The organism is Pseudomonas sp. NFPP25 (assembly GCF_900116505.1).
Lineage (GTDB): Bacteria > Pseudomonadota > Gammaproteobacteria > Pseudomonadales > Pseudomonadaceae > Aquipseudomonas > Aquipseudomonas protegens.
Map to the genome: position 1 here is coordinate 1038222 of NZ_FPBG01000002.1, position 19013 is coordinate 1057234.

Here is a 19013-nt window from a genome sequence, read left to right on the forward strand (position 1 = left end):
CGGGCGTTTTCGCCGGCAAGCCGGCTCCTACGGGTGGGATACGCGTTGTAGGAGCTGGCTTGCCAGCGAAGAGGCCCGCAAGCCGGGCGCCCGCCTGACGGACGCTTTCGCCGGCAAGCCGGCTCCTACGGGGAAGGGGCGGGGTTATTTGGGGCCGAGGATCTGGGTCAGTTTGCCCGGGGCCGGGGCGCCTTGCTGCTGTTGCAACTCGCCCTTGTCGTCGAGGTAGAAGATCGCCGGGGTCGCCGACAGCTCCAGCTCTTCCATCAGTTTCATGTTGGCGTCGAGCTTGGCCTGCACCGCTGCGGGAATGCTGGCCAGCGGCTTGAGGGCGCTGCCCTTGCCGGCCTTTTCGTGATCCTGCAGGGCCTGCTGCGGGTCCTTGGCGGCCAGCAGGGCGGCGGATTTGCCCGGGCTGTCTTCGCGGATGATGCCCACCATGATATGCCGCAACTGCACTTTGCCAGCCTTGACCCAGGGCCGCGCCTGTTCCCAGAACATGTTGCAGTAGGGGCAGTTGGGGTCGCTGAACAGGTAGACGATGCGTGGTGCATCGGCCTTGCCGTCTGCGATCCAGTTGCTCTTTTCCAGGTTACCCCAGACTTCCTTGGCCATGGGCGCGTAGACCAGTTTCTGCAACGGTTCGGCGCTCAGGTCCTTGCCGTCTGCATCGTAGAGGTTGCCCAGCAACACGTGCTTGCCGTCAGGGGTGAGGTACAGGGTCATGCCGCGGTTCTGGTACTGCGCGGCGTAGCCCTTGAGGCCGTCCGGGGCGTCGAAGCTGCCGATGATCTTGGCACCTTTTTCTTCGATCTTGCGGATGGGCGCAGGCAGTTCCTCGGCCTGTAGCAGTGGGGCGTTGAGCAACGCCGCGCCCAGAGACAGGCTCAGCAAGTGGCGGATGAAGGGCATGGCAGTTTCCTTGAAGGGGCGACCGAGGTCGGGTGGGCGCCGTCGAAGTTTTCCAGGGCCCGGGCCAGGCTGGCTTCCGAGAGTTCCCCCAGGTGGCTGCCCAGCAGGCGGCCATCGGCGCTATAGAACAGCGTAGTCGGCAGGGCCATGGAGCCCACGGCTTTGCCCAGGCGGCCACTGCCGTCGAACAGCACGTTGTTCAGGTTCAGGTCCTGGGTGGCCAGGAAGGTGCTGACGCTTTGCATGCTTTCGGCCTGGTTGACGAACAGGAAGGTCAGGTCCGGGCGTTGCTGCTGGGCTCTCTCCAGCACTGGCATCTCCCGCCGGCACGGTGGGCACCAGGTGGCCCAGAGGTTGATCACCAGCGGGCCACCCTGGTAGTCGGTGAGTTGCACGGTTTCGCCGGCGGCGTTGCGCAGGGCCACTTCCGGCAGGCGCGTGCCCTGGTCGTAGAGGGTCAGGGCCAGGGTCGCCAGCAGCCAGAAGGCCAGGCCGCTGGCCACCCCGGCACCCAATGGGCGGCGCAGCGCCGGGCGTTTCCAGCCCCAGGCCAGGGCCGCCAGGAGCATGACGATCACCCCCGGCCAGGCCAGGAAGCCGCCGTCGCGCAGGTCGATGATCATCCACAGGTCGTGCTGGTAGTGCTTCCAGTAAGCGAGCACGAAACTGACCCGGGCGGCGAGCATGCCCAAAAGGAACAGGCTGAACAGCACGGATTCGGGGTTGTCACCGCCGCGCTTGGCCACGCGCCAGCCCACCAGGGTGGCCAGGGCCAGGGCACTGATCAGCAGCAGGTGGTTGAGGGCGATGGCAAAGGTGCCGATGGTAAAGGTCAGCATCAACGGGCTTCCCGGGTCTGGGTCCAGCGTTGCAGGAAGGCGTTGGCATCCACTTCGCCGGTGATGCGCTGGCTGCGGCGTTCACTGCCGTCCGGGCCGATCCACAGCATGCTCGGTGGCCCCGGCACCTTGTAGCGGCTCAGGAGTTCGCGGCCGTCGGCGTTGTCCAGGGTCACGTCCAGGCGCAGCAGGCGCACATCCTTCAGGGCCTCCAGCACCTGAGGCTGGCCGAACACGGTTTTCTCCATGATCTTGCAGGACACGCACCAGTCGGCGTAGTAGTCCAGCAGCACCCACTGGCCCTGGGCCCGGGCGCTGTCCAGGGCGCCTTGCAGCTCGGCGGGGGACTTCACCGTGGTGAAGGCATCATGGGCCGTGACGCTATTGGCCACCGGGCCACCGCTGTAGACCTTAAGCGGCCGCCACAGGTCGTCGCCGCCACCGGCGGCACCCACCAGCAGCATGCCGCCCCAGGCCGCGAACAGCAGCGCGCCGGCACCGAACAGGTGCAGCAAGCGGCCGGCAATCGCCCGTTGCTGCCAGGCGCAGTAGGCCACCACCAGGGCCAGGGCGCCCCACAGCCCCATCCACAGGCCGGGGTTCAGTACCGGGCGCAGCATGTAGATGGCGGTGCCCAGGAACAGGATGCCGAATACACCCTTGAGCAGGTTCATCCACGGGCCGGGCTTGGGCAGGAAGCGGTTGCCCAGGGTCACCAGCAGCAACAGCGGCAGGCCGATGCCCAGGCCCAGGGCGAACAGTGCCAGGCCGCCAAACAGCGCGTTGCCGGTCTGGGCGATGTACAGCAGGCCGCCGGCCAGTGGCGCGGTCATGCACGGGCCCACCAACAGGGCCGACAGCGCGCCGAGAATGCCGCAGCCAATCAGGCTGCCGCCCTGGCGCTGGCGGCTGGCGCCTTCCAGGCGGTCGCGCAGCAGGGCCGGCATCTGCAGCTCGAAGAAGCCGAACATCGGCAGCGACAGCAGCACGAACAGCGCGGCGAAGCTGCCCAGGACCCAGGGTTGTTGCAGCCAGGCTTGCAGGTTGCTGCCCAAAAGGGCGGCGATTACCCCCATGCCGGCATACACCAGGGCCATGCACAGCACATAGCTTGAGGCCAGGGCCAGGCCCCGGCGCGGGCTGGCGCCGCTGCCCACCACCATGCCGGCCAGAATCGGCAGCATCGGCAGCGAGCAGGGGGCGAAGGCCAGCAGCAGGCCGAAACCGAAGAAGGCCAGCAGGCCCAGGCCCCAGGATTTGTGTTGCAGGTCATTGGCCAGCAACTGGTCCTGGGCCGAGCCATTGCTGGTGGTCGCGACGTTGCTGGCGGCCACTGCCGGCGCACCGCCCAGGTCCACTTCCAGGGTTTGCGGCGGGTAGCACAGGCCGGCGTCGGCGCAGCCTTGCCAGCCCAGCTTGACCTTGCCGCTGGCGGCGGCCGGCAGCTTCACTTCCAGGCCCTGGCGATACACCGTCTGCTGGCCGAAGAATTCGTCGCTGTGGTCTTCACCGGCCGGCAGGGTGGGTTGCAGCTCTGGCGCCACGCCGTCGAATTTCAGGCGCTTCTGATACAGGTAGTAGCCGTCGGCGATCTGCCAGAACAGCTGGGTTTCCCCTGAAGGCAGGCGCTCGGAGGTGAAGACGAAGGCCTTGCCCACCGGCAGGAAGTCGGGCTTGACCTCGAACGGGTTGTTGCCGGCGTGCGCCAGTGTGGTGAAGAGCATGAACAACAGGAGAAACAATCGACGCATGGCCAAGCCTTAAACCGGTGCAAGTTGCGAGCACAATGGCCGGTCCTGATTAACCGATGATTAACCATACTTGGCTTGTGGCCAGGAAACGGCGGGCATAATGTCCGCTTAATCCGCAGCCCGCTTAATCAACGCCTTTGTACAGGACCGACCATGCACGTACTTGTCTGTGAAGATGATGAGCTGATTGCCAGCGGGATAGTCGCCGGCCTCACGGCCCAGGGCCTGACGGTCGAGCATGTGGCCACCGCTTCGGCAGCGCGGGCCATGCTCGGCGTGGCCGATTTCGACGTGATGGTACTGGATCTTGGCCTGCCGGATGAAGACGGTTTGAAGCTGCTCAAGCAGCAGCGCCAGCAGGGCTTGGAGATTCCGGTGCTGATCCTCACCGCCCGCGACTCGGTGACCGACCGGGTCGATGGCTTGCAGGCCGGTGCCGACGATTACCTGCTCAAGCCCTTCGACCTGCGGGAACTGGCGGCGCGCCTGCACACCCTGTTGCGCCGGGTGGCGGGGCGCAGCGTCAACCTGATCGAGCACGGGCGCTTGACCTATGACCCGAGCACCCGGGAAACCCTGCTCGGCGGCCAACCGGTGGACCTCTCGCGGCGCGAGCAATCCCTGCTCCAGGCGCTGCTGCACAACCGTGGCCGGGTGCTGTCCAGCGAGCAACTCAAGGACAGCGTCTACGGTTTCAACGATGAGCTGGAGAGCAACGCGCTGAATGTGCACATCCACCACCTGCGGCGCAAACTCGGCAACGGCATCGTCGAAACCGTGCGCGGCCTCGGCTATCGCCTGGGCCCGGCCGACGGTGAGGAGAACCGCTAAGTGAGAAGCCTGCGCCTGCGCCTGAGCATGACCCTGGGCGCTGCCTTCATCCTGATCTGGGCCCTGGCCGCGGCCTGGATGCTCAGTGACCTGCGCAACCAGATGATGTTTTCCCTGGACCAGCGCCTGGTCGCTTCGGCGCGCATGGTCGCCGGGCTGCTGGAGCAGATGCCGGCGCTGCCGTCCCATGGCCCGAGCAACCAGATCAACAGCGCAGCCCTGACCATCCCCGGCGGCATGGCCTGCCAGGTCAGTTCCCTGCGCGGGCAGATCCTGGCCCGCAGCCACAGCACTCCGGAGCACCCGCTGGAAGCCGAGAAGCTGGGCTTTCACGACCAGATGATCGACGGCGCGCCCTGGCGCACCTTCACCCTGGTGCGCGGCGACATGCGCATCACCACCGCGGATCGCCAGGTCGAGCGCGAAGCCCTGAACATGTCGGTGCTGCTGGCGGCTTCGGTGCCGGTGGGCGTGGCCTTGCTCGGCTGCCTGTGGCTGCTGTGGCTGGGCATCGGCCAGAGCCTGGCCCCGCTGAACCGGATTCGTGACGCGCTGATGCGCCGCAGCGCCGACTCCCTGGAACCGTTGCAGATCCAGCCCATGCCCAGCGAGCTGCGGCCGCTGCTGGAAACCCAGAACCAGCTGTTCCAGCGCATTGCCAAGACCATCGAGCGCGAACGGCGCCTGACCGGTGACGCCGCCCACGAATTGCGCAGCCCGCTGACCGCGATCAAGACCCACCTGCAAGTGGCACGCATGACCGAAGGTGCGGCCCGGGATCAGTCCCTGGCCCGGGCCGAGGAGGGCGCCGACCGCATGCACCGGACCCTGGAGCAGCTGCTGTTGCTGGCTCGGGTCGAGGGCAGCCTGTCGTTCGACGACGGCGTGCACTGTACTGCCGAACAGGTGGCGCGCCTGGCGATCCAGGACGCCGCCGTGGGCGCTCGGGCCCGGGTCAAGCTGCATATGCACGGCAAGGCCGGCGAGGCTGCGGTGGAAATGCCCTCGACCCTGGCCATCGCTGCCTTGCGCAACTTGCTGGACAACGCACTGCGCCACACCCCTGAAGAATGCCCGGTGGAGCTGAACCTGGAGACAGTCGGCGCCCGGGTGCGTTTCCAGGTCCGCGACCATGGCTCGGGCATTCCCGCGCAAGACTTGCAGCACCTGACCCAGCGCTTCTGGCGCGACAGCCAGAGCAGTGGCTGTGGCCTGGGCCTGGCGATTGTCCAGGCCATCGTCCAGCGTTGTGGTTGCGAGCTGAATTTCGACAGCCGCCCCGATGGCCTGCGAGTCGAGCTGACCCTGCCAGCCCACCGCGCCTGACCCATCACCGTCCACTGTAGGAGCTGGCTTGCCAGTGAAGGGGCCCTTGAGACCGCCTTCGCCAGCAAGCTGGCTCCTACGGGGCGGCATGTGCAATTTCCTCGCCCCGGGGTGTAAATCCCCACCGCGCTGAAGCGTTTTTAGAACAGGAAAACCTGTCAGTGCGCGCCCGCGCTTGGGCTGCGCATCCGGCCGGTGGCCGTTTTGCTCAAATTGCAGCGTGAGGGTTCGAGACATGTCAGCCGTTACCAGCCTGATGGAAGATTCGCCGGTGGGCCTTGGCGCCGCCCCGCAAGAGACGCTTTACCAGTTCGACGAGTCGCCCCTGCTGGCCCGCCAGAGCCGCCAGGAATCCAATGCCCGCAGTTATCCACGGCGCATTCCCCTGGCCCTGAAGCGGGCCAGCGGCATTCACGTCGAAGACGTCGAGGGCCGGCGTTTCATCGATTGCCTGGCCGGTGCCGGGACTTTGGCCCTGGGCCACAATCACCCGGTGGTGATCGCCGCGATCCAGCAGGTGCTGGCCGATGAGTTGCCGCTGTTGACCCTGGACCTGACCACCCCGGTCAAGGACCAGTTCGTCCAGGACCTGTTCGGCCTGTTGCCCGAGGCCCTGGCTGGCGAGGCCAGGATCCAGTTCTGCGGCCCCACCGGCACCGATGCCGTGGAAGCCGCGCTGAAGCTTACGCGCACCGCTACCGGGCGCAGCACCGTGCTGTCGTTCCAGGGCGGTTACCACGGCATGAGCCAGGGTGCGCTGAGCCTGATGGGCAGCCTGGGGCCCAAGCGCGCCCTGGCCGGGCTGCTGAACAACGGCGTGCAGTTCCTGCCGTTCCCCTATGACTACCGCTGCCCGTTCGGGCTGGGGGGCGCCGAAGGGGTCAAGGTCAACCTGCATTACCTGGAAAACCTGCTCACCGATCCGGAAGCCGGGGTGGCCCTGCCAGCAGCAGTGATTGTCGAGGCGGTGCAGGGCGAGGGTGGGGTGATCCCGGCCGACCTGGAATGGCTGCAAGGTGTGCGCCGCATCACCGAGAAGGCCGGGGTGGCATTGATCGTCGATGAAATCCAGAGCGGCTTCGGTCGCACCGGCAAGATGTTCGCCTTTGAGCACGCGGGGATCATTCCCGATGTGGTGGTGATGTCCAAGGCCATCGGCGGCAGCCTGCCGCTGGCGGTGATGGTCTATCGCGACTGGCTCGACACCTGGCAGCCGGGTGCCCACGCCGGCACCTTCCGCGGCAATCAGATGGCCATGGCCACCGGTTCCGCGGTGATGCGCTACCTCAAGGAACACCGGGTGCCCGAGCACGCGGCGACCATGGGCGAGCGCTTGCGCGAGCACCTGCTGATCCTGCAGCGCGACTTCCCGCAACTGGGGGATATCCGTGGTCGTGGCCTGATGCTCGGGGTGGAGCTGGTGGACCCGGCCGGCGTGCCGGATGCCCAGGGCCATCCACCCCAGCATGCGCGCCTGGCACCGCTGGTGCAGCGCGAATGCCTCAAGCGCGGGCTGATCCTGGAGCTGGGCGGGCGCCACGGCGCCGTGGTGCGTTTCCTGCCGCCGCTGGTAATCACCGCAGCGCAGATCGACCAGGTGGCCCAGATCTTCAGCAAAGCCGTAGCGGCGGCAGTGGCCAGCCTCTAATTTTTTGCCCCGCCGTTTCGTTCCTTCTACACAACCGCCGTGCGCTGAGCGCGGCGAACCTTATCAGTGATGGAGACAAGCAATGACTTCAGTATTCGACCGTGAGGACATCCTGTTCCAGGTGGTGGTCAACCATGAAGAGCAATACTCGATCTGGCCCGACTACAAGGCCGTGCCCCAGGGCTGGCGCACTGTGGGCAAGAGCGGTTTCAAGAAGGACTGCCTGGCCTACATCGAAGAAGTCTGGACCGACATGCGTCCCCTGAGCCTGCGCCAGAAGATGGACCAGCAGGCCGTCGCCGGCTGACCTGTAGCCGCTGCCGAGCCTGCGAGGCTGCGCAAAGGGCCGCAGGACCTTCAGCGATCTCAAGAGCAGCGCCTCCTACGGAGCCGTTCGCAGCCTGCGGCAGCGGCTACAAAGATCCCGGATCAAGATTGTTCTGTAGCCGCTGCTGAGCTATGGCGAAGCTGCGCAAAGGGCCGCAGGACCTTCAGCGATCTCAAGGGCAGCGCCTCCTGCGGAGCCGTTCGCAGCCTGCGGCAGCGGCTACAGAGGCGCTGCCTTCTTGAGCTTGGCGGTTTTTCACGCCGGGCGATCAGCCCCCGCGCTTGACGGCCTGCAAGGTGTAGCTCAGTGGCAGGCGCCATGGCGCTTCCTTGAGTCGCCATTCGCCGCGTTCATCCACCACCATTTGCCCGGGCAGGGCTTCCCAGGGGATGCTCTGGTGCTCCACCAGTCCCGTGATGTCCAGGCCCTGGGCCAGCAAGGCGCTGATGATCTCTCCCAGGCCATGGTTCCATTCGTGGGTCATGGTGGCCTTGAGGGGGCTGTCGGTTTCCACGTAGGTGTTTTCGTCGTCCCAGACCAGAGGCTCGCGGGTTTCGAAGTAGGGCAGTTCCACCCGCAATGAGTCGTGGTGATCTTCGTTGATGGCCCAGAGCATCGGGTGGCCTTCGCGGATGAACAGCCGGCCACCGGGCTTGAGCAGGGCGCCGACGGTCTGCGCCCAGCGCTCGATGCTCGGCAGCCAGCACAGGGCGCCGATGCCGGTGTAGACCAGATCGAAGTTGCCTTGGGGCAGTACCTCGGTGGCCAGGAACACGTCGGACTCGTGGTAGTCGATAGGCGTATTGCAGCGTCGGGCCAGGGTCCGGGCTTCCGCCAGGGACGCCGGGGAAAAATCCACGCCGCTCATCTGCGCGCCGAGGCGGGCCAGGGACAGGGTGTCGGTGCCGATATGGCATTGCAGATGCACCCCGCGCAGGCCTCGGATATCCCCCAGCAAGGGCCGGTCGAACTGCACCACGTCGGACAGATAGCCGGTTTCGTCGACAAAACGCTGCACCGCGTAGTCCGCCGAGGCGGCATGCAGGGGCGCGCGTTCGTCCCAGTTGGTCTTGTTGAGTTTTACGTAGTCGCTCATGGCGCGGGCTTCTTCTCTGGGCTTTTGGCGAAGCGCAGACTAGCACCGGAAAATGCGCGCGATCTTGAGGGAATATGTAAGCGGCCCCGGCCCCCTGACCCCGACTGTAGGCGCTGCCGAGCCATGGCGAAGCTGCGCCAAGGTCCGCAGGACCTTCAGCGATCTCAAGAGCAGCGTCTCCTGCACAGCCGTTCGCAGCCTGCGGCAGCGGCTACAGACTCAGGGCCTGGGTGACTTTCTGCAGGTTGCCTTCCAGTTCGGCGAGCGGGTCGGCGCTGTCGGTTTCCAGCACCAGTAGCTGGCTGCCGCCGGCGCTGATGGCGGCTTTCAGTGCATCGGACGGCTGGCGGTGGTGCAGGACCAGGGCCACATCGTTGTCCTTGAGCCGGGCTTGCAGCTTTTTCAGGGCCTCGGGGGTCCATTCGTTGTCCGCCCGGGCGTCCACTTCCAGCAGTTCCAGGTTCAGGCCACTGACCAGGTACCCGAAGTGCTCGGAGAGGCTCAGCACGCTGAGGTTGTCGGCCTCCGCCAGGCGCGCTTCGCTGTCGGCGCTGAGTTTCAGCAGGCGCTGTTTGAGGCCTGCCAGGTTGCTTTCGATCTGCGGTTTGGCTTCGGGCGCCAGCCGCGCGAGGTCCGCCGCCAGCACGTCGGCCATGCGCCCCAGGTTGTTGCTGGACAGCCAGGGCTGGGCGTTGAGCCCGTCGCTCTTGCCAGGTTGCAGGGCCACCCCGGGCAGGGCGCCGTCCACCGGGCGTGCAGCGTCGATCTCGACGATGCGGATGTTGCTGCGCCGGGCGTTGGGGTACAGCGGGTCGTCCGGCCAGATCGAGCGCAGGCCGATCACTGCGTCGGCATTGAGTGCCAGCTTGGCCAGGGCCGGAGCGCCACGCCCGGTGAAATAGGCAGTCTGCCGCGAGCCCGGCAGGTTGGCCGGGGCGGCCCGTTCCAGCTTGATGTCGGTACCCTGCAGCAGGATCTGCCCCAGGCCGAAAGTCACCGGCAGGGAAGCCAGCACCGTCGGTGATTTGCTTGAGGTGGCGCTGTGCAGCGCGGTGTTGCCCATGCCGTGGTTGGCGACCACGCGCATCGGTTCGAAGTGGTCGCGCTCGGCCAGGGCCGGAGTACTGATCAGGCCGCCGAGGGCCAGGGCCAGGGTCAGGCGACGCAGTGACAGGTGAGGCAATGAACTGTGCATTTATCCGATATTCCCTTTCAGGCTGGGGACAGTGCCGCGAGCGATGGCGGCCAGGGCGAAGGCCACGCCGGCCACCAGGATGATTGCCGCGCCGGAGGGCACCGGCAGGTCGAAGACGATGGGTAGCAGGATGCCGCACAGGGTGCTGACGGTGGCGATGCTCACCGAGATCCAGAAGAAGCCCTTGAGCGACTGGCTCAGCAGGCGTGCCGCGGCGGCCGGAATCACCAGCAAGGCGCCTACCAGGATGGCGCCGATGACTTTGACCGCGGCCACGGTGATCAGGGTCACCAGGATCACGAACAGGTAGTCCAGGGTCTTGACGGCGACGCCGCGCACGGCCGCCAGCTGTGGGTTGAAGCTGGCCAGCATGATGCGGTTGTACAGCGGCAGGCTCAGGCCCAGCACCAGGGCACCGACGATCAACAGCACCAAGAGGTCGTTGCCGTTGACCGTGAGCACCGAGCCGAACAGCACGTTTTCAAGAATGTGCACATTGATCTTGCCGGCCAGGATCAGCAGCAGACTGGCGCCCAGGGCCAGGGACACCGAGAGGAAGACGCCAATCAGGGTGTCCGGAGCCAGCCCGGTGCGGTTGCGCAGGTAGTTGAGGAGGATGCCGAACAGCAGGCAGTAGCCGAACAGGCTGCCGTAGGGACCGGTGTAGGGCTCGCCCAGGAGGATGCCGATGGCCACTCCGGTGAGGGCCGCGTGGCCTACCGCTTCGGAGAAGAAGGCGAAGCGCTTGACCACCACCAGGGTACCCAGGCCGCCCAGCACCGGGCCGATCAGCAGCCCGGCCAGCAGCGCATTGACCACGAACCCGTAGGCCAGGGCTTCGGGCAGGTAGCCGGCCGAAGCCCAGCCCTGGACCATCAGGCGAAAAGCTTCATAGGTCATCAGGCGGCGCTCCCGGCGGCTCGTGGATGGGTGGAGAACAGGCTGAGCAGGCGCTCCGGGGTCAGGGTCTGCTGCGCCGGGCCGTCGAACAGCACCCGACGGTTGAGGCCGGTGACCCGGTCCGCCAGGCGGCCCACGGCCTCCAGGTCGTGCTCGATCCACAACAGGGTGATGCCGCTCTGGCGCCAGTCGTGGAGCAGTCGTTCGAAGACCTGGATCCCGGCCTCGTCCAGGGCCGACATCGGTTCGTCCAATACCAGCAGTTGCGGGGCCGGGATCAGGCCCTGGGCCAGCAGCACCCGCTGGCGTTCACCGCCGGACAGAGCGCCCATGCGCCGTTTGCGCTTGTCTTGCATGCCGACCCGTTCCAGGGCCTCGCCTATGGCCTGGGCGTAATGCCGGCTGAGGCCGAGAAAGGCCGGGCGGCGCTGGCACATGGCAGCCATGAAATCGTCCACGGTCATCGGTAGGCCACGGTCGAACTCCAGGGCCTGGGGCACGTAGCCGATGGTGCCGGGCGCATCCGGCCATTGCAGGCGCAATTGGCCCTGGTGCGGCATCTGCCCCAGCAGGGTCTTGATCAGCGAACTCTTGCCGCCGCCGTTGGGGCCCACCAGTGCGTGCACGCTGCCGGGCTGCACCTGGAAGGCGACGCGATCGAGGATGGTGGTGCGGCCCAGGGTCAGGCTGACCTGGTCGAACTCGATGGCCGGGCCCCGCAGCAGGGTCTCGATGGCGGTCATGCCCCGGCCTCCTGGATGGCCCGGACCACGGTGTCGAGGTTGCCCTTCATTTCCTTCTCGTACTTGTCGGCGCTGTAGTCGCCGTAGGAAATGTGTGACAGCGGGTAGAGCTTGACCCCGGATTCACGCTGGATGGTGTCGACGTAGGTGGAGGGGAAGTCCATCTCCGAGAAGATCACCTTGACGTCCAGCTCGCGCAGTTGGTCGATGGTCTTCTTCAACTGGCTGGGGCTGGGTTCGATGCCGTGGGCCGGCTCCACCACCGCGGTGACTTGCAGGCCGAACTCGCGCAACAGGTAGTCGTAGGCTGCATGCACCGTGGCCACCCGCAGGTCGGCATTGGGCGCCTGGGTCAGCTTGGCCAGGGCGTCGGCGCGCATCTGCCGCATGCGCTTGCCGTAGGCCCGGGCGTTCTGGGTGTAGGTCTTGGCGTTGGCCGGGTCCATCTTGCCCAGCTCCCGGGCGATGTTGTTGACCTGGGCGATGGAGGCGCTGATGGAGAGGAAGGTGTGCGGGTTGACCACTTTGCCGGCGCCCCGGGCGGCGACGCCGGTGGCGGCCAGCAGCGGCACGTTTTCGTTGGCTTCGATCACCGGGATGTCCGGGCGCTCGCTGGCGGCGATCATGCGGTCGGCGAAGTCATCGTGGCCCACGCCGTTGAGCACTATCACGTCCAGGGTGCCGATGCGCTTGATGTCCTCGGCCCGGGGTTCGTAGGCGTGGGGGTTGAAGCCGGCGGGAATCAGCGGCACCACCTCGGCCTTGTCACCGACGATATTGGCCACGTAGCTGTAGTAGGGGTGCAGGGTGATGCCGATGCGCAGGCGCTTGGCCGGGTCGGCGCTGGCCAGGGGGCTGAGCATCAGGGCCAGCAGACTGACCAGCAGCACCTGCAGAAAGGGGCGGCGTTGAGATGAAATAGGCATGGGCAAGCGGTCTTCTCTCGGGTGAATGCGAATGATCAGTGGCGATGCTGGCGGGTCACTCCGGCATCGAATTGCGCCACCACCTGTTGCCAGCCGGCGGCGGCCAGTGGTTCGTCGCCCAGGTCAGCGGGCAGGGCGGCGGAAGGGGCGCGGTTGAGCCAGATATCCACCTGGGTGTCATCTTCGGCGTCGATGCGCATCAGAAAGGAGCCGGCCACTTGCGGGTTCTGGCTCAGACCCAGGTAGGCCTGGTTCTGCACTGTCCAGATATGGCCACCGCGGCTCACCGAGCTGGCGTCCTGGGCGAAGGGTGCGAAGCCTTCGCCGGCCAGTTCCTCGGGGGTCGGCAGGTCCTGGCTTTCGGCGCGCAGCAGGTGGATTTCGTCGAGGGTCACCCGCAGGTCGGCATAGATGCCCTGCTCGCCGGCGCTGAGGTCGCGGCGCGCGTCCAGCTGGTGGCTGGCGACATTGCCGGTCGCGGTTTCTTCGCCGCGCCACAGCACCACGGTGGCAGCCACACTCAGAATCAGTGCACACAGCAACAGCACATAGAGGGTTTCATGGCCGGCGCCGGCGGGGCGCACAACCTGGGTGGTGGCAGGAGTCATGGGGCCTCGATATCCGCTTGGTCGATCTCGACCACGTGGCCGGGGCCCGCATCGAAGAGTACGTAGAACTCGCTGGAAGGTTTCTTGAAGGTCAGGGTCGAGTCGGCTCCCAGCTTGCCCGGCATCAGGATGGTTTCGTCGTAGCCGATCACGTCCAGGGTCACCCCCGGGGCGCCGCTGCCATCGGAAAAACCACCGGTGCAGCGGATCTGCTCGGCGTCTATGGCCTTGCACTCGCACATCGGGTTGTGGGCCAGGGCGCTTTGGCTGAAGGCGCCGCCCAGCAACAACAGGGCCAGGGCGCCAAGGCGTCGTGGGGATACTGCGCAACTCATCGTTTGCCTCCTTGTTTTTCGAGCCAGGCCACGGTGGCGGGTGACGCCTGGCTCAGGGGAATGGATGCCTGGTGCATGCTGCCGTCCCAGCCTTCCATGGTGATCCACAGCTCGGAATCGGCCTTGGTCTTTTCCGGGATGGGCAGGCTGGCGCCCATGCGGTACGGGCTGCCGAAGAAAATCACCCCGGCGGCCCGCAGGCTGCGGGGCTTGCCGATGCGCAGGTAGGTGGCCTTGACCGGCTCGATGCAGGCCTGGCACAGGGCGGCGTTGAAGCTTTTCAGGTAACCGGCGGGGCCATCGCTGCGTGGCGCTTCGTTGCGCATTTCCGCCAGGCGCAGGCTCCAGGGGCCGACCTGGATTTCGCCGATCTCCCGTTCACCCAGGCCGCTTTCGCCGCGAAACAGGGCAACGTCGGCGAAGTATTTGGGCATGAAGCCCAGGGGAATCAGCAACAGCAGGATGTTCAGGTGAAAGCGCCACTTGTGCCAGAGCCGGCTCAGGTTCGAAGGCGCGGCGGCGGTGCTGGTCTGGCTCACAGGGTGCTCTCCGAGGTTTCGGCGCTCATGGCCGGGGCGGGTGCCTGGGCGGGTTTGCTGGCGGGGCGCGCCCGGGCGGCCTTTTCTTCGCGCTTGAGGGCGTTGGCGGTGGCCAGGGCGGTGCGCTTGGTCCAGATCAGCAGGCCGCTGAGGACCATCATGCTCAGCACCAGGCCGAAGAAGAACCAGATCAGCTTGATCCAGAGGCCGCCGAAATCACCGGTGTGCAACGGGCGCATGGATTCGGTGACGAACTCCAGGGTGTTGCGGTCTGCCAGCAGGTGCGAGGTGTCCAGGGAGCCGGTATAGGGGTTGATGTTGGCGGTCTGGTACATCAGCGGATACCAGCCGCGGCCGCCGACATACAGGTGGCTGTAGGCGTTGCTCGGCAGGCTGACGAAGCTGATGTCGAAGCCGGGGATTTTCTGTGTGGCAATGCCGATGGCCTGGTCCAGGCCGATCATCGGCGCCGGGCTGCCATCGCCCGTGGTCGGCACTTGTTCACGGGCGATCACCGGGACCACGGGTTCGCTGGAGATACTGATGTGGTTGTCCGAAAGAATCGCTTCGATCATGAACCAGGTGCCGGTGATGGAGATCACCGCGATGAACCAGATTGACCAGATACCGCTCAGGCGATGGAAATCACCCCAGAAGATCCGTGCGCCATGGCGCAGGCGCAGGGTCGGCTTGAGAAAGCCTTTCCAGAACTTCTTGTAGACCACCAGCCCGGTGATCAGCGACACCAGCATGGGCAGGCCCAGCAAGGACACCAGGTACCAGCCCCAGCTGTAGCCGTTGGTGAAGGGCACCAGCCACCAGCCGTGCAGGGCGCGGGTGAAGCCCTGGAAATCGAACTGCGGGCTGGTGCCCTGGATCACCCCGGTGTAGGGGTTGACGTAGAGCGTCGGCGAGCGGCCGTCCGGGTAGCTGACACTGACACTCAGGGCGAAGTGGCTTTCATCCGGGGTGACGATGGTGTCCACCCGGGTCTGGGGTTCGGCGCGCTTGATGGCCTGGACGATCTGGTCGTAATTCAGCGGTTGTGCGTCATCGCTGGGCTTGCTGGCGCGCACGTCGGGGTTGGCCAGCCACACGATCTCCTGGCTGACCACCGCCAGGGTGCCGGTGACGCAGACAATCAGCACAAAGAACCAGATGGGCAGGGCCAGCCAGCTGTGCACCAGAAACCAGATTTTTGAACGGGACTTCTTCGACATTGAATGGGCGTCTTGATTCGAGGAATGGAGCGGCACTGGAACCCGGGACCGGGCCCGGGACAAAAAGCGCCGGGCATAGCCTGGGCCAACGCGGCCTGCTGCATCTAATTAAGACGAATGAGAATCGTAAATCCCGAAAGGCGATATGAAAGTAAATGTTACGAAGCTGCGAAACCCTCGTGAAAGCCGCTGCTTGACTGGTTTGGCCAATGCCCAAGGCCCCGTAGGAGCAGGCTTGCCCGCGAACGGGGCCGCGAGACGCCTTCGCCGGCAAGCCGGCTCCTACAGGGGCAGGCTCAGCCAGCCTGTTGCTGGAACATTTCCCGGGCCCGCCGGCCGATTTCCTCGGCGCTCAGTTCCTCCTTGCGGCTGGCGAGGAACCACACATGCCCGAAAGGGTCGCGCAGGCTGCCGCTGCGATCTCCGTAGAACTGGTCCTTGACCGCCGACACTTCGGTGCCGCCCGCGGCGATCGCCTGGGCAAAGCGGCTGTCGACATCTTCCACATACAGGTGCAGCCCGACCGACGTCTTGTGGGCTTCCGGGCTGCCCATCGGGGTTTGTTCGCAAGGGCTGCCGAGCATGATGGCCGAACCGCCGATGCGCAGTTCGGCATGGCCGACCCTGCCGTCGGGCATGTCCAGGCGCATGATCTGCACCGCGTCGAAGGCCTTCTTGTAGAACTCGATGGCCTCGGCGGCGCGCTGGATGCCCAGGTAGGGGGTGACGCCGCTGAAACCTTCGGGAATGGGATTGACGCTCATCAGGGTTTCTCCTTGATCTTGTTGTTGGGGGCGACGCTGACGCCGCGTGGAGCAGGCTTCACTCTATACCCGGGCCCTTGCCTGCCTGGCACGGGCCGACGAGGTGTCGTCCAGGCAACACTGGCCTACTGTTGGCCCATCAACAGCGTTCCAGCAATCTGCCCGGTAGAGGGCCTGATGCAGGGGCGAAATAACCACACAAGTCCTTGAATTCATGGGGGCAGGCTTTAGGCACAGAAGCTGCAATGAGCGGCAGTCACCTTCATTCGCCCGAGAGCGCCGTATGCCTGCATTGCCTGAATCTGCCGTTTATCCCCTGCACACTCCCGCTGCCCATGTGATCCGCGATGGCGCCGAAGCCCTGGCCGTGGCCCGGCAAGTGGCCGCGATCCTGCTGGAGCAGGACGCCGAGCGCGACCGTACCCGGGAAGTACCGGCGCAGGTGGTCGACCTGTACTCCAACAGTGGCTTGTGGGGCATCAGTGTGCCTCGCGAATTCGGCGGCGCCCAGGTGTCCTATGCGGTGCTGGCCGAGGTCATCGCGATCATTTCCGCTGCCGACCCGTCCCTGGGGCAGATCCCGCAGAACCACTACTGCCTGCTGGAAGACATCCGCCTGCAGGGCACGCCGGAGCAACAGGCGCACTTTTTCGCCCTGGCCCTGCAAGGCCATCGCTTTGCCAATGCGTTGTCGGAAACCGGCGGCAAGAACGTCCAGGACATCCAGGCCACTGTCCGCCGCTCGGGTGACGGTTATGTGATCAATGGCCGCAAGGGCTACTGCACCGGTTCGCTGTATGCCCATTGGCTGGCAGTGCTGGCCCTGGACGAGCAGGGCAGGGGCCAGCTGGCCTTCGTGCCCCGGGGCAGCGAGGGGCTGGCGGTGATCGACGACTGGGACAGCATCGGCCAGCGCACCACCTCCAGTGGCACCGTACTGGCCCAGGACCTCAAGGTGCCGGCCTTCAACCTGTTTCCCACCTACCGTTCTTACGAAAGCCCGACCCTGGCCGGGCCCTTCGCCCAGCTGACCACGGCCGCCATCGACGCCGGGATTGCCCGGGCGGCGCTGCGCGACACCATCGCCTTCGTGCGTGAGCATGCCCGGCCGTGGATCGATGCCGGGGTGGAGAAGGCCAGTGAAGACCCGCTGACCATCATCCAGGTGGGGGCCCTGGACATTCGCCTGGAAGCCGCCGAGGCCCTGCTGGAGCGGGCCGGCCTGGCCCTGGACGCGGCCCGCCCGGCACCCGATGAAGACAATGTGGCCCGGGCCTCCCTGGCGGTGGCCAAGGCCAAGGTGCTGACCACCGAAATCGCCATCGAGGCCAGCAATAAACTGTTCGAACTGGGGGGCACCCGTTCCACCCTCAAGCGCCACAACTTCGACCGCCACTGGCGTAACGCCCGGGTGCATACCCTGCACGACCCGGTGCGCTGGAAATACCACGTGGTGGGCAACTGGCTGCTCAACGACATCAAGCCACCGCGCCATGACTGGTCCTGAACCATGGCCGAACTGTTCAAGAACATTTACTGGGCCGATATCGCCCAGGCCTGCGTCGATACCCTGAGCATGCTCGGCGCGGCCCTGGGTTTTACCGTGCTGCTGGGGCTGCCCCTGGGCGTGCTGCTGTTTCTCACCGGCAAGCGCCAGTTGCATGAAGCGGTGGGCCTGTATCGGGTGCTGTCGGTGCTGGTCAACATGCTGCGCTCCTTGCCCTTCATCATCTTGCTGATCGTGCTGATTCCCCTGACCACCTTGCTGGTGGGCACCTCGCTTGGCGTGCCGGGCACTATCCCGCCGCTGGTGGTGGGCTGCACGCCGTTCTTTGCCCGGCTGGTGGAAACCGCCCTGCGGGAAGTGGACCGCGGGGTGGTGGAAGCGACCCAGGCCATGGGCGGCAGCACCTGGCAGATCATTCGCCACACCTTGCTGCCCGAAGCCCGGGGCGGTCTGCTGGCGGCGGTCACGGTGACCGCCATCGTGCTGGTGGACTACACCGCCATGGCCGGGGTGATCGGTGGCGGCGGCCTGGGCGACCTGGCGATCCGCTACGGCTACCAGCGTTTCCAGACCGATGTGATGGTGGTCACCGTGGTCCTGCTGCTGGTGCTGGTGCAGGCCCTGCAGATGACCGGTGACCGCCTGGTGGCGCACTACAGCCGCCGTTGAAGCGATTTCTTCGAACCCAACCCGAAACACGGCCCCACGTGCGCCCCACGACGGCTGCCTGCCTCTGCCTTAGGAGCAACCCATGAAGAAGACCCTGGCCGTATTGGCCGCCGTACTGTCCCTGAGCGTCAACGCCAACGAAAAGCTGCTGGTGGGCGCGACCCCGGTGCCCCACGCCGAGATCCTCGAATTCGTCAAACCGCAACTGGCCAAGGAAGGCGTGGACCTGCAGATCAAGGTGTTCACCGACTTCATCCAGCCCAACCAGCAGCTGGCGCTGAAGAACCTCGACGCCAACTACTACCAGTACCGGCCGTTCCTCGATGACTTCAACAAGACCCGGCACACCGACCTGGTGCCCGTGGTGGGGGTGCACATCGAACCGTTCGGCGCCTATTCCACCAGGATCAAGAGCATCGCCGAGCTCAAGGACGGGGCCAGCGTTTCGATTCCCAACGACCCGGTGAACACCGGCCGGGCCCTGGTGCTGTTGGATGAAGCGGGGCTGATCAAGCTCAAGGACCCGAGCAACACCCTGGCCACCCAGCGCGATATTGTCGAGAACCCCAAGCACCTGAAGATCCGTGAACTGGAAGGCGCCTTGCTGGCCCGCTCGGTAAGCCAGGTGGACCTGGCGTTTGTCTTCGCCAACTACGCCCTGGAAGCCGGGATCGATACCAACAGCGCCTTGATCGTGGAGAAGGGCAAGGACCTGTACATCGAATTTCTGGTGGCGCGCCCGGACAACATCAACGACCCGCGGATCCAGAAACTGGCCAAGGCGCTGAACTCCGACGCCGTGCGCCAGTTCATCCTGACCCGCTACAAAGGCCAGATCGCCCCCGGCTTCTGAGCATCTGCCCCCCTGTAGGAGCT

The 19013-nt window shown here is 65.8% G+C and carries 20 protein-coding genes; 7 read left to right on the forward strand and 13 right to left on the reverse strand.

Annotated elements, in window-relative coordinates; genetic code table 11:
• Window positions 1–144: 144 nt before the first annotated feature.
• Genes dsbG through dsbD form a run of 3 tightly spaced genes read right to left on the reverse strand, consistent with a single transcriptional unit; the run spans window position 145 to window position 3502 of the window.
• The gene (gene dsbG, locus BM382_RS11790; protein WP_011062459.1) at window positions 145–912 is read right to left on the reverse strand and encodes a thiol:disulfide interchange protein DsbG; all 768 of its coding nucleotides are present in this window, start codon (window positions 910–912) and stop codon (window positions 145–147) included.
• Window positions 888–1751 (reverse strand): TlpA disulfide reductase family protein, encoded by an 864-nt coding sequence (locus BM382_RS11795; protein WP_011062458.1) that lies wholly within the window; start codon window positions 1749–1751, stop codon window positions 888–890. The genes dsbG and BM382_RS11795 overlap by 25 nt, the downstream gene beginning before the upstream one ends.
• A complete protein-coding gene (gene dsbD, locus BM382_RS11800) occupies window positions 1751–3502 on the reverse strand; it encodes a protein-disulfide reductase DsbD (protein WP_019092940.1) in 1752 nt (583 codons plus the stop codon). Before dsbD ends, BM382_RS11795 begins: the two co-directional genes overlap by 1 nt.
• A 153-nt stretch (window positions 3503–3655) precedes the next feature.
• On the opposite strand from dsbD, the gene BM382_RS11805 reads away from it, so the two are divergent.
• The 4 genes from BM382_RS11805 to BM382_RS11820 all read left to right on the forward strand — a co-directional run bounded on the left by BM382_RS11805 (window position 3656) and on the right by BM382_RS11820 (window position 7614).
• A complete protein-coding gene (locus BM382_RS11805; protein WP_011062456.1) occupies window positions 3656–4333 on the forward strand; it encodes a response regulator in 678 nt (225 codons plus the stop codon).
• Complete coding sequence (locus BM382_RS11810) at window positions 4334–5659, forward strand: ATP-binding protein (RefSeq protein WP_011062455.1); 1326 nt, start codon at window positions 4334–4336, stop codon at window positions 5657–5659.
• 235 nt (window positions 5660–5894) lie between these two features.
• Complete coding sequence (locus BM382_RS11815) at window positions 5895–7307, forward strand: aspartate aminotransferase family protein (RefSeq protein ID WP_072442913.1); 1413 nt, start codon at window positions 5895–5897, stop codon at window positions 7305–7307.
• 82 nt (window positions 7308–7389) lie between these two features.
• Complete coding sequence (locus BM382_RS11820; protein WP_011062453.1) at window positions 7390–7614, forward strand: MbtH family protein; 225 nt, start codon at window positions 7390–7392, stop codon at window positions 7612–7614.
• Window positions 7615–7903: 289 nt separating this feature from the next.
• On the opposite strand, the gene BM382_RS11825 is transcribed toward BM382_RS11820, so the two are convergent.
• The 10 genes from BM382_RS11825 to BM382_RS11870 form a co-directional block, all read right to left on the reverse strand.
• A complete protein-coding gene (locus tag BM382_RS11825) occupies window positions 7904–8731 on the reverse strand; it encodes a class I SAM-dependent methyltransferase (RefSeq protein WP_072442915.1) in 828 nt (275 codons plus the stop codon).
• A gap of 211 nt (window positions 8732–8942) precedes the next feature.
• Entirely contained in the window at window positions 8943–9926 is a 984-nt protein-coding gene (locus BM382_RS11830; protein ID WP_011062451.1) for a metal ABC transporter solute-binding protein, Zn/Mn family, read from the reverse strand.
• On the reverse strand, window positions 9927–10826 hold the full coding sequence (locus BM382_RS11835; protein WP_011062450.1) for a metal ABC transporter permease: 900 nt from the start codon (window positions 10824–10826) through the stop codon (window positions 9927–9929). It abuts the gene before it with no gap.
• Entirely contained in the window at window positions 10826–11569 is a 744-nt protein-coding gene (locus BM382_RS11840) for a metal ABC transporter ATP-binding protein (protein WP_015636481.1), read from the reverse strand. The genes BM382_RS11835 and BM382_RS11840 overlap by 1 nt, the downstream gene beginning before the upstream one ends.
• Complete coding sequence (locus BM382_RS11845) at window positions 11566–12495, reverse strand: metal ABC transporter substrate-binding protein (RefSeq protein WP_072442917.1); 930 nt, start codon at window positions 12493–12495, stop codon at window positions 11566–11568. Before BM382_RS11845 ends, BM382_RS11840 begins: the two co-directional genes overlap by 4 nt.
• Window positions 12496–12530: 35 nt before the next feature.
• On the reverse strand, window positions 12531–13103 hold the full coding sequence (locus BM382_RS11850; RefSeq protein ID WP_072442918.1) for a DUF6162 family protein: 573 nt from the start codon (window positions 13101–13103) through the stop codon (window positions 12531–12533).
• Window positions 13100–13438 carry a hypothetical protein gene (locus BM382_RS11855; RefSeq protein WP_072442920.1) on the reverse strand — a complete coding sequence of 113 codons (339 nt, stop codon included), beginning with the start codon at window positions 13436–13438 and terminating at the stop codon, window positions 13100–13102. Before BM382_RS11855 ends, BM382_RS11850 begins: the two co-directional genes overlap by 4 nt.
• The gene (locus BM382_RS11860; protein ID WP_011062445.1) at window positions 13435–13977 is read right to left on the reverse strand and encodes a hypothetical protein; all 543 of its coding nucleotides are present in this window, start codon (window positions 13975–13977) and stop codon (window positions 13435–13437) included. The genes BM382_RS11855 and BM382_RS11860 overlap by 4 nt, the downstream gene beginning before the upstream one ends.
• Entirely contained in the window at window positions 13974–15197 is a 1224-nt protein-coding gene (locus BM382_RS11865; RefSeq protein WP_053159635.1) for a PepSY-associated TM helix domain-containing protein, read from the reverse strand. The genes BM382_RS11860 and BM382_RS11865 overlap by 4 nt, the downstream gene beginning before the upstream one ends.
• 296 nt (window positions 15198–15493) lie before the next feature.
• The gene (locus BM382_RS11870; protein ID WP_011062443.1) at window positions 15494–15961 is read right to left on the reverse strand and encodes a VOC family protein; all 468 of its coding nucleotides are present in this window, start codon (window positions 15959–15961) and stop codon (window positions 15494–15496) included.
• 283 nt (window positions 15962–16244) lie between these two features.
• Here BM382_RS11870 and BM382_RS11875 point away from each other — a divergent pair, with 283 nt between their 5' ends.
• The 3 genes from BM382_RS11875 (at window position 16245) to BM382_RS11885 (ending at window position 18990) form a co-directional block, all read left to right on the forward strand.
• Complete coding sequence (locus BM382_RS11875) at window positions 16245–17468, forward strand: SfnB family sulfur acquisition oxidoreductase (protein ID WP_047337435.1); 1224 nt, start codon at window positions 16245–16247, stop codon at window positions 17466–17468.
• 3 nt (window positions 17469–17471) lie between these two features.
• Window positions 17472–18137, forward strand: coding sequence for a methionine ABC transporter permease (locus tag BM382_RS11880; RefSeq protein ID WP_011062441.1), 666 nt, complete (start codon window positions 17472–17474; stop codon window positions 18135–18137).
• Window positions 18138–18219: 82 nt separating this feature from the next.
• The gene (locus tag BM382_RS11885) at window positions 18220–18990 is read left to right on the forward strand and encodes a MetQ/NlpA family ABC transporter substrate-binding protein (protein ID WP_011062440.1); all 771 of its coding nucleotides are present in this window, start codon (window positions 18220–18222) and stop codon (window positions 18988–18990) included.
• Window positions 18991–19013 lie beyond the last annotated feature (23 nt).

What these genes read in the sequence shown, in the direction of transcription:
- BM382_RS11825 (WP_072442915.1), bottom strand. Translation starts at nt 8,731, where the DNA reads ATGAGCGACTACGTAAAACTCAACAAGACCAACTGGGACGAACGCGCG.
- BM382_RS11865 (WP_053159635.1), bottom strand. Translation starts at nt 15,197, where the DNA reads ATGTCGAAGAAGTCCCGTTCAAAAATCTGGTTTCTGGTGCACAGCTGG.
- BM382_RS11880 (WP_011062441.1), top strand. Translation starts at nt 17,472, where the DNA reads ATGGCCGAACTGTTCAAGAACATTTACTGGGCCGATATCGCCCAGGCC.
- dsbG (WP_011062459.1), bottom strand. Translation starts at nt 912, where the DNA reads ATGCCCTTCATCCGCCACTTGCTGAGCCTGTCTCTGGGCGCGGCGTTG.
- BM382_RS11885 (WP_011062440.1), top strand. Translation starts at nt 18,220, where the DNA reads ATGAAGAAGACCCTGGCCGTATTGGCCGCCGTACTGTCCCTGAGCGTC.
- BM382_RS11815 (WP_072442913.1), top strand. Translation starts at nt 5,895, where the DNA reads ATGTCAGCCGTTACCAGCCTGATGGAAGATTCGCCGGTGGGCCTTGGC.
- BM382_RS11840 (WP_015636481.1), bottom strand. Translation starts at nt 11,569, where the DNA reads ATGACCGCCATCGAGACCCTGCTGCGGGGCCCGGCCATCGAGTTCGAC.
- BM382_RS11875 (WP_047337435.1), top strand. Translation starts at nt 16,245, where the DNA reads ATGCCTGCATTGCCTGAATCTGCCGTTTATCCCCTGCACACTCCCGCT.
- BM382_RS11830 (WP_011062451.1), bottom strand. Translation starts at nt 9,926, where the DNA reads ATGCACAGTTCATTGCCTCACCTGTCACTGCGTCGCCTGACCCTGGCC.
- BM382_RS11835 (WP_011062450.1), bottom strand. Translation starts at nt 10,826, where the DNA reads ATGACCTATGAAGCTTTTCGCCTGATGGTCCAGGGCTGGGCTTCGGCC.
- BM382_RS11805 (WP_011062456.1), top strand. Translation starts at nt 3,656, where the DNA reads ATGCACGTACTTGTCTGTGAAGATGATGAGCTGATTGCCAGCGGGATA.
- BM382_RS11795 (WP_011062458.1), bottom strand. Translation starts at nt 1,751, where the DNA reads ATGCTGACCTTTACCATCGGCACCTTTGCCATCGCCCTCAACCACCTG.
- dsbD (WP_019092940.1), bottom strand. Translation starts at nt 3,502, where the DNA reads ATGCGTCGATTGTTTCTCCTGTTGTTCATGCTCTTCACCACACTGGCG.
- BM382_RS11850 (WP_072442918.1), bottom strand. Translation starts at nt 13,103, where the DNA reads ATGACTCCTGCCACCACCCAGGTTGTGCGCCCCGCCGGCGCCGGCCAT.
- BM382_RS11845 (WP_072442917.1), bottom strand. Translation starts at nt 12,495, where the DNA reads ATGCCTATTTCATCTCAACGCCGCCCCTTTCTGCAGGTGCTGCTGGTC.
- BM382_RS11820 (WP_011062453.1), top strand. Translation starts at nt 7,390, where the DNA reads ATGACTTCAGTATTCGACCGTGAGGACATCCTGTTCCAGGTGGTGGTC.
- BM382_RS11855 (WP_072442920.1), bottom strand. Translation starts at nt 13,438, where the DNA reads ATGAGTTGCGCAGTATCCCCACGACGCCTTGGCGCCCTGGCCCTGTTG.
- BM382_RS11870 (WP_011062443.1), bottom strand. Translation starts at nt 15,961, where the DNA reads ATGAGCGTCAATCCCATTCCCGAAGGTTTCAGCGGCGTCACCCCCTAC.